General features: G+C 71.9%; 8 protein-coding genes. 5 read left to right on the top strand and 3 right to left on the bottom strand.

Annotated elements, in window-relative coordinates; translation table 11 throughout:
- Positions 1-33: 33 nt before the first annotated feature.
- Both HNR28_RS00575 and murI read left to right on the top strand, forming a co-directional pair.
- Complete coding sequence (locus HNR28_RS00575) at positions 34-1,137, top strand: tRNA CCA-pyrophosphorylase (protein WP_043685563.1); 1,104 nt, start codon at positions 34-36, stop codon at positions 1,135-1,137.
- Between the two features lie 100 nt (positions 1,138-1,237).
- Entirely contained in the window at positions 1,238-2,026 is a 789-nt protein-coding gene (gene murI, locus HNR28_RS00570) for a glutamate racemase (protein ID WP_162177835.1), read from the top strand.
- A 54-nt stretch (positions 2,027-2,080) separates the two neighbouring features.
- Here the strand turns inward: murI and HNR28_RS00565 are convergent, their stop codons facing one another.
- Positions 2,081-3,259 (bottom strand): class I SAM-dependent methyltransferase, encoded by a 1,179-nt coding sequence (locus HNR28_RS00565; protein ID WP_043685565.1) that lies wholly within the window; start codon positions 3,257-3,259, stop codon positions 2,081-2,083.
- Positions 3,260-3,447: 188 nt separating this feature from the next.
- Complete coding sequence (locus HNR28_RS00560; protein WP_151025491.1) at positions 3,448-5,103, bottom strand: DEAD/DEAH box helicase; 1,656 nt, start codon at positions 5,101-5,103, stop codon at positions 3,448-3,450.
- A gap of 372 nt (positions 5,104-5,475) precedes the next feature.
- Here HNR28_RS00560 and HNR28_RS00555 point away from each other — a divergent pair, with 372 nt between their 5' ends.
- Positions 5,476-8,469, top strand: a complete 2,994-nt coding sequence (locus tag HNR28_RS00555; protein WP_084330460.1) for an MHYT domain-containing protein — start codon at positions 5,476-5,478, stop codon at positions 8,467-8,469.
- A 30-nt stretch (positions 8,470-8,499) separates the two neighbouring features.
- Positions 8,500-9,525 carry a response regulator gene (locus tag HNR28_RS00550; RefSeq protein ID WP_043685573.1) on the top strand — a complete coding sequence of 342 codons (1,026 nt, stop codon included), beginning with the start codon at positions 8,500-8,502 and terminating at the stop codon, positions 9,523-9,525.
- Positions 9,526-9,586: 61 nt separating this feature from the next.
- On the opposite strand, the gene HNR28_RS00545 is transcribed toward HNR28_RS00550, so the two are convergent.
- Positions 9,587-10,060, bottom strand: coding sequence for an Lrp/AsnC family transcriptional regulator (locus tag HNR28_RS00545; protein ID WP_052355540.1), 474 nt, complete (start codon positions 10,058-10,060; stop codon positions 9,587-9,589).
- A gap of 277 nt (positions 10,061-10,337) precedes the next feature.
- Between HNR28_RS00545 and glmS the strand changes: the two genes are divergently transcribed.
- Complete coding sequence (gene glmS / locus HNR28_RS00540) at positions 10,338-12,170, top strand: glutamine--fructose-6-phosphate transaminase (isomerizing) (protein ID WP_043679712.1); 1,833 nt, start codon at positions 10,338-10,340, stop codon at positions 12,168-12,170.
- The last annotated feature ends 46 nt before the right edge of the window (positions 12,171-12,216 follow it).

Raw genomic sequence — 12,216 nt, 5'->3', positions numbered from 1 at the left:
GGCCGGGACCGCGCGGCGCCGCCGGACGGCGGCCTGGATGCGGACGACCCGGCCGTCGCCGGCCTGGAGGTCTACATCGTCGGCGGCGCGGTGCGCGACGCCCTGCTGGGCCAGCCGGCGGGCGACCGCGACTGGGTGGTGGTGGGTGCCAGTCCCGAAATCATGGCGGCGCGCGGGTTCACGCCGGTGGGCGGGGATTTCCCCGTTTTTCTGCATCCGCGCACGCACGAGGAATACGCCCTGGCGCGCACCGAGCGCAAATCCGGCCGGGGCTACCGGGGCTTCGTGTTCCACGCCGGGCCGGACGTCACCCTGGAAGACGACCTGCGCCGCCGCGACCTCACGGTCAATGCCATCGCGCGGGCGCCCGACGGCGCGCTGATCGATCCCCTGGGCGGGGTGGCCGACGTGCGCGCCCGCGTGCTGCGCCACACGGGGCCGGCCTTCGTCGAGGATCCCGTGCGCCTGCTGCGCCTGGCGCGCTTCGCCGCGCGCTTCCACGATTTCTCCATCGCCCCCGAGACCCTGGACCTGTGCCGCGCGCTGGTGCGCGGCGGCGAGGTGGACGCCCTGGTGCCCGAACGCGTCTGGCAGGAGTTCGCCAAGGGGCTGATGACGGGCCACCCCGGCCGCATGCTGGACGTGCTGGCCGCATGCGGGGCGCTGGAGCGGGTCGCGCCCGGCCTGGCGTGGGACGGCGAGGTGCGCGCGGGCCTGCACGCGGCGGCGGAGCGCGGGCTGGATCTCGCCCAGCGCTACGCCCTGCTGTGCCGCGCCTCCGGGCCCGGCCTGCAGGACGCGCTGCGCGCGCCCTCGGCCTGCCGCGATCTGGCGCGCCTGCTGCCGGTGGTCCTGCAAGGCCTGGAAGGCGGCGCCGGCGGCGCGGAGGCCTGGCTCGGCCTGCTGGAATCCTGCGATGCGTGGCGCCGCCCGGATCGCTGCCGGGCGCTGCTCGAGGCGGCCTCCTGCGTGCGCGGGGACGTCGATCTCTCCGCGTGGGCGCGGCGCATCGAGGCCGTGCGCGCCATCGACGCGGGAGCGGTCGCGCGCGCGGCCGGGGGCGATCCCGCCCGCATCCGCGAGGACTTGCGCGCGGCGCGGCTGGCGGCGCTGGCGGGGGTCGGGGCGGGATGCTGAGGGATCGATCCGTCGGATGCAGCGGACGGCCCGGGACGGCACCGCCGGCGCACCTGGAAAGGTGCGAAAGGCGTGCGCCATGACTGCGGAGGATCGACCCATGGATGACCAGCCCGTCCTCGTCTTCGACTCCGGCATCGGCGGCCTGACCGTGCTGCGCGAGGCGCGCGTGCTGATGCCCGAGCGGCGCTTCGTCTACGTGGCCGACGATGCCGGCTTCCCCTATGGCGGCTGGGCCGAGGACGCCCTGCGGGACCGGATCGTGGACCTGTTCGACGGGCTGCTGCGCGACCATGATCCGGCCCTGTGCATCGTCGCCTGCAACACCGCCTTCACGGTGGCGGGCGCCGCGCTGCGCGCGGCCTATCCGGGCATGACCTTCGTCGGCACCGTGCCGGCCATCAAGCCGGCGGCCGAGCGCACGCGCTCCGGGCGGGTGTCGGTGCTGGCGACGCCGGGCACGGTGCGGCGCGACTACACCCGCGACCTGATCCAGTCCTACGCCTCGCAATGCCACGTGACCCTGGTGGGCTCGCCCCGGCTGGCGCGCATGGCGGAAGCCTACGTCCGCGGCCTGCCGGTGAGCGACGAGGCCGTGGCCGCCGAGATCGGCCCCTGTTTCGTGGAAGAAGACGGCGCGCGCACCGACATCGTGGTGCTGGCCTGCACGCACTATCCCTTCATGGCCAACGTGTTCCGCCGGCTGGCGCCCTGGCCCGTGGACTGGCTGGATCCGGCCGAGGCCATCGCCCGGCGCGCCCGCAGCCTGCTGCCGCGCCGCGCCGACGCCCTGCATCCGGAAGAGGACGACCTGGCGCTGTTCACCGGCGGACGGCCGGACTTCGCCACGCGGCGCCTGATGAACAGCTTCGGCTTGAAGGTGGGGTAGGGTAGGAAGCCGGGCGATGGCCCCGGCCTGGGATGCCTGGCCGTGTCCGGCCGCCTACAGCCGGTCGCGCCGGTCGCCGCGGGCGAAGCCCAGCAGGGGCGCGTCCAGGCCTCGGCCGACGGCCAGGACCTTGAACAGCTCGCCCATCTCGGCCTCGGACAGCAGGGTGTTCAGGGCGGTCAGCTGGCGCGCGCGCTGCGCGGGATCGTCGCCGGGGGCGCGGATCAGGTCCGTCAGGCCCGCGTTCATCAGGAAGCGCGCCTGGGACGTGTAGCCCAGCACGTCCAGGCCGCCGTCCAGTGCGGCGTCCGCCATGGCGGTGAAATCCACGTGGGCGGTGATGTCCTGCAGGCCGGCCAGGATCAGCGCCTGGTCGTGGGCATGGTGGCGGAAATGGCACATCAGCGTGCCGCGCAGGCGCTGGGGGTGGTAGTACTCGGCCCGCGGAAAGCCGTAGTCGATCAGCAGGGCGGCGCCGCGCCGCAGCCAGCGGCCCAGGTCGCGCACCCAGGCCTCGGCCTGCGGGTTCATTTCGGACTGGTAGCCGGGTAGGGGCGGCATGCGCGCGGCCAGGGCGGTGGCGGTGGGCGGCGGCGCCGGCCGCGCCGCCCAGCGGAAGGGCGCGGCGGCCTCGGGCCGGGCGTCCAGGGCGACGCCCAGCAGTTCGGGCTCGCCCGCGGCGTTCCAGCGGAACAGGACGGCGGGCATGGCGTCCAGGACTTCGTTGGCGACGACGCAGCCACTGAAGGCCTCCGGCAGCGCGTCCAGCCAGCGCACCTGGCCGGCCCGGTCCGACAGGCGGTCCCGCTGGCGGGCGCGCAGGTCGGCGGACAGTTCCAGGATGTCGTATTCGGCCTCGATGCCCAGGTCCCGCAGGGCGGGAATCAGCGCGGCGGCCAGGGCGCCCGAGCCGGCGCCGAATTCCAGGACGCGGGCGGACCCGCTGGCCTCCAGCACCTGGGCGACCTGGCGCGCGAGCGCCCGGCCGAACAGGGGGCTGGTTTCGGGAGCGGTGGTGAAATCGCCTTCGCGGTGGAACTTGGCGCTGCCGGCGCTGTAGTAGCCCAGGCCGGGCGCGTACAGGGCGGCTTCCATCCAGCGCTCGAACGGCAGCCAGCCGCCGGCGTCGCGGATGCGCTGCGCGAGCATGGCCTGGACGCGGGCGCCGTGGGCACGCGCATCGGCGTCGGGTTCCGGCAGGCCGGAGGGGGTGTGGACGGCGGGCGGTTCCATCATGGGGCGAGGCGGGAGATAGGACAGTCCCCTACGGATGAACCCGGACACGCGGCAGTCCCTGCGGACTGCTGCGTGCCTGGCGAATCGGAGCGGCCTGCAAGCCGCGACGTGGAGGGATGCCACGACTATAAAACAAAAGCCCCGGCATGTTGGTGCCGGGGCAGCGAGGCGATCAGATCACCGGATCAGGCAAACCGGGGACGCGCCGCGCGGGGCTGATCCTGGCGGGCCTGCCGCTTGAAGGACGGCTTGGCGCCGGTCTTGGCGGGGCGGGCGGCGCGCGGTGCGTCGCCGTCGCGGCTCTGGCGCGGACCCGCGCCGTGCGGGGCGCGCTCGGCCTTGGCGTGGAAGGGGCGGCCTTCGCCACGCTCCGCGCGGGCGAACGCCGGCTTGTCCTGTTCCCAGGGCTTGCGGGCGCGCGCCGGGCGGGCGCCGTCGGCCTGGCCGTTCTGTTCCCAGGGCTTGGGGGCGCGCGCCGGACGGCTGCCGTCGGCGGCCTGGGCGTCCTGCTGCCAGGCGGGCTTGCGGGCATGGACGGGGCGCGTGTCCCCGCCCGCCCGGGCGTCCTCTTGCCAGGGCTTGCGCGCACGCGGCGCGCCGCCGGCGGCGGGGCCATCCTTGTGCCAGGGCTTGCCGTGGGGCTTGCCGCCTTGCGGGCGCGCGCCGCGGGCGGGCTTGTCCTTGTAGGTGGGGCGCACGGACCGCTGCGGCTCCAGGCCGGGGATGGTTTCCATGGGGATGGCCTGGCCGATGAAGTGCTCGATGCGGCGGACCTTGTGGCGTTCGGCGTGCACCGCCAGGGTGATGGCCTGGCCGTTGCGTCCGGCGCGGCCGGTGCGGCCGATGCGGTGCACGTAGTCCTCGGCCTGCAGGGGCAGGTCGTAGTTCACGGCGTGGCTGATGGTCTGCACGTCGATGCCGCGCGCGGCCACGTCGGTGGCCACCAGCACGCGCACCTGGCCCTTCTGCAGCAGGCCCAGGGTGCGGGTGCGCTGGCGCTGGTTCATGTCGCCGTGCAGGGCGGCGGCGGCGAAGCCCTCGTCGCTCAGGTGGTCGGCCAGGTCGTCGGCGCCGCGCTTGGTGGCGGTGAAGACGATGGCCTGGTCCAGGGTGGTGTCGCGCAGCAGGTGATCCAGCAGGCGCAGCTTGTGGGCCTTGTCGTCGGCGTACAGCAGGTGCTGGGTGATGTGGGTGTGCTTCTGGTGCGCGTGCGAGACCTCGATGCGCTTCGGTTCGCGCATCATGTTGGCCGCCAGGTGGGCGACCGTGCCGTCCAGCGTGGCCGAGAACAGCAGCGTCTGTCGCTCGGCCGGCGTGGCGCGGACGATGGTCTCGATGTCCTCGATGAAGCCCATGTCCAGCATGCGGTCGGCCTCGTCCAGCACCAGGGTCTGGACGGTGGACAGGTTCACGCGGCGCGCCTGCAGGTGGTCGATCAGGCGGCCCGGGGTGGCGACCAGCACGTCCACGCGGCGCGACAGGGACTTGATCTGGGCGCCGTAGGGCATGCCGCCGACCACGGTGGCGACGCGCAGGCCGTCGATCTGCTTGCCGTAGGCGCGGGCGGCGTCGGCCACCTGCATGGCGAGTTCGCGCGTGGGCGCCAGGACCAGGATCTGCACGCCGCGTCCGCCCGCGCCGGCGTGGTGGCCCAGGCGCTGCAGGGCGGGCAGCATGAAGGCGGCGGTCTTGCCGCTGCCGGTCTGCGAGGACACCATCAGGTCGTGGCCGGCCAGCGCCTGCGGGATGGCGGCGGACTGGACGGAGGTGGGGGTGTCGATGCTCAGGTCGCGCAGGGCGGCCACGAGCTGGGGCGCAAGCCCCAGGGAGTCGAAGGACATGGTTTCCTTGCGCCCGCGAACGCGGGCGGTATGCCGCGGGGAACGGATGGATGTCCCCGCTGGGTTGCTGCCGCGGATGTCTGCCGGGCAAGAATCAGTCGCATGCGCCGACCGGATCAACCCAAACGGCACACCCGGCGCAAGGCCGATGGCATGAAACCGAGGTCAGAAGGTCAGAAAACAGGCAATTCGCAAGTTTGACATGGGGATTTCCCTGAGTCAATGAAAATTCTGGATTCGCCCTCTCGTTTTCCCCGAGTCGTGTTGGTTCGGCGACGAATCGGCCGGAATTCCGGCGGTTGCGCCTGTTGCATTCTGTTAGGCTATCTCCTGCACGCAATCGTTTCAGGTCTCAAGGGTTGAATCCGCATCATGATGCTTGACCATTTCTTCGTCACCGGCGCGGAGGCCGGTCCCATGGTCGAAGGCACCTGGCAGCCCGGGCTGGTCCTGCTGTCGGTCGCGGTGCCGATCTTCCTGTCCCTGATGGCGCTGCAGACCGCGCACATCGCCCGCCATACCCGCAGCCGCTTCTACCGCCACGTCGCCATCGGCACCGGGGCCGTCGCCCTGGGGGGCGGGATCTGGACCATGCATTTCATCGGCATGATGGCGTTCCACCTGCCGGCCCCCATGGTCTACCGCACGGACATCACCCTGCTGTCCCTGCTGCCGGGCCTGGCGGCCTCGTGGGTGGCGCTGTGGATGCTGTCGCAGCGCCAGCCGGCGCGCTGGCCGCTGATCGCCGGCGGCCTGTTGGTGGGCGCCGGCATCGGCGCGATGCACTACATCGGCATGGCCGCCATGCAGAGCACGCTGGAGATGCGCTACGACCCGCTGCTGTTCGCCCTGTCCATCGTCGTGGCGGTGGCGCTGGCGGTGCTGGCGCTGTGGATCCGCTTCGGCCTGCGCCGCACCTCGCTGGCGCGGCGGACGCGGTTCCTGATCAGCGGGGCGATCATGGGCGTGGCGATCGCCGGGATGCACTACACCGGCATGGCGGCCGTGCGCTTCTACGGCGAGGTGGGCGGAGCCGCGCACGGCATCTGGCTGGACACCACCTGGGCGTCGCTGGGGCTGGCGTCGATCAGCCTGACGGTGGCGGTGCTGGTCACGTCGCTGAACGGCCTCATCCGCACCCGCGAGCTGTACCGCGAGGTCGGCGAAAGCCAGTCGCGCCTGCAGGCCATCCTGGACACGGCCGTGGACGCCATCATCACCATCGACGGCCATGGCATCGTGCAGGAATTCAGCCATTCGGCCGAGCGCCTGTTCGGCTACCAGGCGGGGGAGGTCGTCGGGCGCAACATCAACATGCTGATGCCCGAGCCCTACCATTCCGAGCACGACGGCTACCTGCGGCGCTACCGCGAGACCGGGGTGACGCACATCATCGGCATCGGCCGCGAGGTCGTCGGGCGGCGCAAGGACGGCAGCCTGGTGCCGGTGCGCCTGGCCGTCGGCCGCGTGTCGCTGCCCACCCAGGAGATGCTGTTCGTCGGCATGCTGACCGACATCAGCGACAAGCAGGCGCTGGAGGCCTCCCTGCGCGAGGCGGCCGAGCGCGCCGAGCAGGCCGCCGCCGCCAAGGGCCATTTCCTGGCCAACATGAGCCACGAGATCCGCACGCCGATGAATTCCATCATCGGCTTCACCGACCTGCTGCTGCAGACGGACCTGCAGCCGGCCCAGCGCAGCCACCTGAACACCATCCGCCAGTCCTCGCGCAGCCTGCTGCGGCTGCTGAACGACATCCTGGACACCTCCAAGATGGACAGCGGCCGGCTGGAGCTGGAAAACCGCGATTTCTCGCTCAAGAGCCTGGCGATGCAGATCGAGTCCTCGCTGCGGCTGGGCGCGCAGGCGCGCGGTCTGTATCTCAGGACCCACTATCCGGCCGACATGCCCGAGCATTTCAAGGGCGACACCCTGCGCCTGCTGCAGGTCCTGACCAATCTGGTGGGCAACGCCATCAAGTTCACCGAGACGGGCGGCGTGGACGTGCTGTTCTCCCTGGAAGGCGGGGTGGTGCACGTGCGGGTGCGCGACACGGGCATCGGCATGAGTCCCGCGCAGGTCCAGTCCATCTTCGATCCCTTCACCCAGGCCGACGCCTCGATCAGCCGCCGCTTCGGCGGCACGGGGCTGGGCACGACGATCGCCCGCCAGCTGGTGGAGGCCATGAAGGGGCGCATCGAAGTCGAGAGCGAGCCCGGCCGGGGCAGCACCTTCCACGTGTGGCTGCCGCTGGCGCCGGGCTGCGCGCCCGACGAGCCGCCGTCCCCGGGCGGCGCCGCGCCGCTGCGGCCGCTGCGCGTGCTGATCGCCGACGACGTGGAGCAGAATCTGGAACTGCTGACGCTGGTGCTGCAGTCCGGCGGCCACCAGGTGGAGGCCGCGCGCGACGGCGAGCAGGCCGTGCAGGCCTTCCTGGCCGGCCGCTTCGACGTGGTCCTGATGGACGTGCACATGCCCGTCATCGACGGCCTGCAGGCCACCCGCCTGATCCGCCAGCACGAGCGCATTCACGGTCTGCCGGCCACGCCGGTCATCGCCCTGACGGCCAGCGTGATGGCCAACGACCGGCGCGAGGCGCGGCTGGCCGGCATGAGCGGCTTCGCCGTCAAGCCGCTGGACATTCCCCGGCTGTACGAGGAGATCGCGCGGGTGCTGGAAGGCCGGCCCGAGGCCGCCGACGATCCGCTCGCGGCCGGCCGCGCCGCGGCCCGGGCGATCGACTGGGACCGCGGCGTGGCGCTCTGGGGCGACCGGGCGCGGCTGGCCGACCGGATCCTGGCCTTCCTGGACGAGGCGCCGGGCAAGTACCCCCTGCCCGATCCGGGCGCGGACGCCGATCCCGAGGCCCTGCTGTTCAGCCTGCACGGCCTGCGCGGCGCGGCGGGCAATCTCGCCCTGATGGCGGTCTCGCAGCAGGCGGGCGAACTGGAAGAGCAGGGCCGGGCGGGGCACCTTGCCGACGCGCTGATGCGCCTGCCGCATCTGCGCGCCCTGATGGACGCCGCGCGCCAGGAAGCCAAGGCGGCCCGCCGGGATGCCTGCGCCGGGGCCGCGCCGGCCGCGTGCGGCCCGGCGCCGGCGGGCGCCGCCGATGCGGGCGGGGCGGCGGCGCCGGTCTCGGATGCCGGTCTGGAGGCCGCCGCCGCGGCGCTGCGCGCCGTGCTGGCGCGCAACGAGCTGGACGACGCCGTGCTGGGCGTCGTCTGCGCCGGCCTGGAAGCGCGCGGCGGCCATGCACGGGCCCGGGCCCTGCGCGAGGCCATCGACGCCTTCGAGTTCGAGCGCGCCGGCGCGCTGCTGGAGACGCCGCTCGCGCCGGCCGCCGAACCCGCCGCGCAGCCGGACTGAACCCGGACCCGATCGAGAATGGACGCTTTCATGGACGACAAGAAGGATGCGCGCCGCACCCTGCTGCTGGTGGACGACGAATCGACCAATCTCCAGGTGCTGCGGCATACCCTGCAGGCGCAGTACCGCCTGCTGTTCGCCAAGGACGGCCCCACCGCGCTGTCCCTGGTGCGCAAGGAGCGGCCCGACCTGATCCTGCTCGACATCATGATGCCGGGCATGTCGGGCTACGAGGTCTGCGAGGCCCTCAAGCGCGACGAAGGCACGCGCGCCATCCCGGTGATCTTCGTCACCGCGCTCAGCCAGGTGGCCGACGAGCACAAGGGGCTGGAACTGGGCGCGGTGGACTACATCACCAAGCCCTTCAACCCGCCGGTGGTGCAGGCCCGGGTCCGCACCCACCTGTCCCTGGTGCAGGCCGAGGAAGTCCTGGAAACCCGCCTGCGGATCATCCGCTGCCTGGGCGCGGCGGCGGAATACCGCGACAACGAGACCGGCCTGCACATCGTGCGCATGAGCCATTACGCCTGGCGCCTGGCGCGCGAGGTGGGCTACAGCGACGAGGCGGCCGACGAACTGCTCAACGCCGCGCCCATGCACGACGTGGGCAAGATCGGCATCCCCGACGCCGTGCTGCTCAAGCCCGGCAGGCTGGACGCGGCGGAATGGGCCATCATGCGCCAGCACACCGTGATCGGCGCGCGCATCATCGGCGAGCACCGCTCCAGCCTGCTGCGGCTGGCCGCCATGATCGCCCTGCGCCATCACGAGAAATGGGACGGCAGCGGCTATCCCGACGGCCTGGCGGGCGAGGCCATTCCGCTGGCCGCGCGCATCGTCGCGCTGGTGGACGTGTTCGACGCCCTGACCAGCGTGCGCCCCTACAAGCCGGCCTGGTCCATCGAGGACGCGGTGGCCCACATCCGCAAGGAAAGCGGCCGCCATTTCGATCCCGCGTTGGTCGAGGCGTTCATGCGCTGCCTGCCGGACATCCTGGAATTCCGCGCGCGCTGGGCGGACGAGCCGGCCACGCCCGAGGTGGATCAGGTCCGCTGATCGGGGGTTGCCTCCGGCCGGCTCGCGCCGTTCGCTGCGCCCGCAGACGGAGCCGGATGCCTCAAGGGGCCAGCGGGATCCGGGTGTCGAACTTGCTGCGCCGCGTGGCGAAGAAGCTGCGCACGTTGCGCACGCGCGGATCGCCCGTCAGGCAGCGCAGCGCCAGGGCCTGGTAGGCCGCCATGTCCGCCACCAGGGCGACCAGCATGAAGTCCGGCCCGCTGCTGACGCGATAGCACTGCTGGATGGCCGGCTCGGCCAGCAGCCGGGCCTCGAAGGCGTCGGCCTGCGCGGCCGCCTGCGCGTCCAGCGTGACTTCGATCAGGACCGTCAGGGCCGTCCCCATCAGGGCCGGATCCAGGATGGCCACCCGCCGCTGGATGACGCCCGCCCGGGTCAGGCGGCGCACCCGCCGCAGGCAGGTCGGCGGCGAGGTGTGCGCGCGCGCGGCCAGTTCCTGGTTGCCGAGGGCGCCGTCCTGCTGCAGGATGTCGAGGATGCGGCGGTCCAGGTCGTCGAGTTCGAGCTTGGGCATGAAGATGTTTCCGGGTCGCAACAGCTGTGAGCAGGATGCAGGACGCGAGGCCCCGCTTGATCCATTCAATTCATTTCCATGTAGTTCATGAAATCCGATTTCATGGATGATCTTATATGAAATCATATTCCATTTGAATGCTCAAATAGAAACCTTATTTCAGGCACTCCGGTCCACAATAGCGCAAAGCCGGGCCGGGTTCCGCCGGCCCCGTCTTTCCGGATCCTTTTTCCGGCCGCCTTCCCGAACCGTCTTTCCGTACCAGGAGCATTCCCCCATGTGTGGCATCGTCGGCGCCGTGGCGCAGCACAACATCGTTCCCGTCCTGCTCGAAGGCCTGCGCCGCCTGGAATACCGGGGCTACGACTCCTGCGGCGTGGCCGTGCACACGGGCACCGGCCTGCAGCGGGTGCGCAGCACCCAGCGCGTCGCGGAGCTCGCGGCCCAGGCCGCGCAGGACGGCGTCCAGGGCCTGACCGGCATCGCCCACACCCGCTGGGCCACCCACGGCGCGCCGCTGACGCACAACGCGCACCCGCATTTCTCCGGCCCGGACCAGGGCGCGCCGCGCATCGCGCTGGTGCACAACGGCATCATCGAGAACCACGACGCCCTGCGCACGGAACTGCAGGCCGCCGGCTACGTGTTCCAGAGCCAGACCGACACCGAGGTCATCGCCCACCTGGTGGACCACCTGTACGACGGCGACCTGTACGCCGCCGTGCAGCAGGCCGTGCGCCGCCTGGAGGGCGCCTACGCCATCGCCGTGTTCTGCGCCCAGGAACCGCACCGCGTGGTCGGCGCGCGCCAGGGCTCGCCGCTGGTCGTGGGCCGCGGCGCCGACGGCAACTACCTCGCCTCCGACGCGCTGGCGCTGGCCGGCACCACCGACCAGATCATGTACCTGGAGGACGGCGACGTGGTGGACCTGCAGCTCGCGCGCGTCTGGGTCGCGGACGCCCAGGGCCGGCCTGTGGAGCGGCCCGTGCACACCGTCCAGGTCCACACCGGCGAGGCCGAGCTCGGCCCCTACCGGCATTTCATGCAGAAGGAAATCTTCGAGCAGCCGCGCGCCGTGGGCGACACCCTGCAGGACATCGACGCCATCATGCCGGAGCTGTTCGGCGACGGCGCGCACGCCGCGTTCCAGGCCATCGACCGCGTGCTGATCCTGGCCTGCGGCACCAGCTACTACGCCGGCCTGACGGCGCGCTACTGGATCGAATCCGTGGCCGGCATTCCCGTCAACGTGGAGATCGCCAGCGAATACCGCTACCGCACCAGCGTGCCCGACCCGCGCACCCTGGTGGTCACCATCTCCCAGTCCGGCGAGACCGCCGACACCCTGGCCGCGCTCAAGCACGCGCGCAGCCTGGGCATGGACCAGACCCTGACCATCTGCAACGTGGCCACCAGCGCCATGGTGCGCGAATGCAAGCTGGCCTTCATCACCCGCGCGGGGGTGGAGATCGGCGTGGCCTCGACCAAGGCCTTCACCACCCAGCTGACCGCCCTGTACCTGCTGACCCTGGCGCTGGCGCAGACGCGCGGCCGGCTGGACGCCGCCGCCGAGGAACAGGCCATCAAGTCCCTGCGCCACCTGCCGGCCGCCGTGTCCGCCGTGCTGGCGCTGGAGCCCCAGATCATCGCCTGGGCCGAACGCTTCGCCAGCAAGGAAAACGCCCTGTTCCTGGGGCGCGGCATGCACTATCCGATCGCCCTGGAAGGCGCGCTGAAGCTGAAGGAAATCAGCTACATCCACGCCGAGGCCTATCCCGCCGGCGAACTCAAGCACGGCCCGCTCGCCCTGGTGACCGACGCCATGCCCGTCATCACCATCGCGCCGCACGACGAGTTGCTGGAAAAGCTGAAGTCCAACATGCAGGAAGTGCGCGCGCGCGGCGGCGAGCTCTACGTCTTCGCCGACGCGGATTCCCAGATCGCCAGCGCCGAGGGCATGCACGTCATCCGCATGCCCGAGCACTACGGCAAGCTCTCGCCCATCCTGCACACCGTGCCGCTGCAGCTGCTGGCCTACCACACCGCCTGCGCGCGCGGCACCGACGTGGACAAGCCGCGCAACCTGGCCAAGAGCGTGACGGTGGAATGAGCGGCCGCATGATCGTGTCCCGCCCGCACGTCCGCCACGTGGCGGC

The organism is Castellaniella defragrans (assembly GCF_014203015.1).
Taxonomy (GTDB): domain Bacteria; phylum Pseudomonadota; class Gammaproteobacteria; order Burkholderiales; family Burkholderiaceae_B; genus Castellaniella; species Castellaniella defragrans.
The sequence above is the reverse complement of the archived record's forward strand: the minus strand, read 5'-3'. Positions and strand labels throughout refer to the sequence as shown.

Bases quoted from the DNA above. Each gene is read 5' to 3' on its own strand.
- murI (WP_162177835.1), top strand. From the start codon at position 1,238: ATGGATGACCAGCCCGTCCTCGTCTTCGACTCCGGCATCGGCGGCCTG.
- HNR28_RS00565 (WP_043685565.1), bottom strand. From the start codon at position 3,259: ATGGAACCGCCCGCCGTCCACACCCCCTCCGGCCTGCCGGAACCCGAC.
- HNR28_RS00560 (WP_151025491.1), bottom strand. From the start codon at position 5,103: ATGTCCTTCGACTCCCTGGGGCTTGCGCCCCAGCTCGTGGCCGCCCTG.
- HNR28_RS00555 (WP_084330460.1), top strand. From the start codon at position 5,476: ATGATGCTTGACCATTTCTTCGTCACCGGCGCGGAGGCCGGTCCCATG.
- HNR28_RS00550 (WP_043685573.1), top strand. From the start codon at position 8,500: ATGGACGACAAGAAGGATGCGCGCCGCACCCTGCTGCTGGTGGACGAC.
- HNR28_RS00545 (WP_052355540.1), bottom strand. From the start codon at position 10,060: ATGCCCAAGCTCGAACTCGACGACCTGGACCGCCGCATCCTCGACATC.
- glmS (WP_043679712.1), top strand. From the start codon at position 10,338: ATGTGTGGCATCGTCGGCGCCGTGGCGCAGCACAACATCGTTCCCGTC.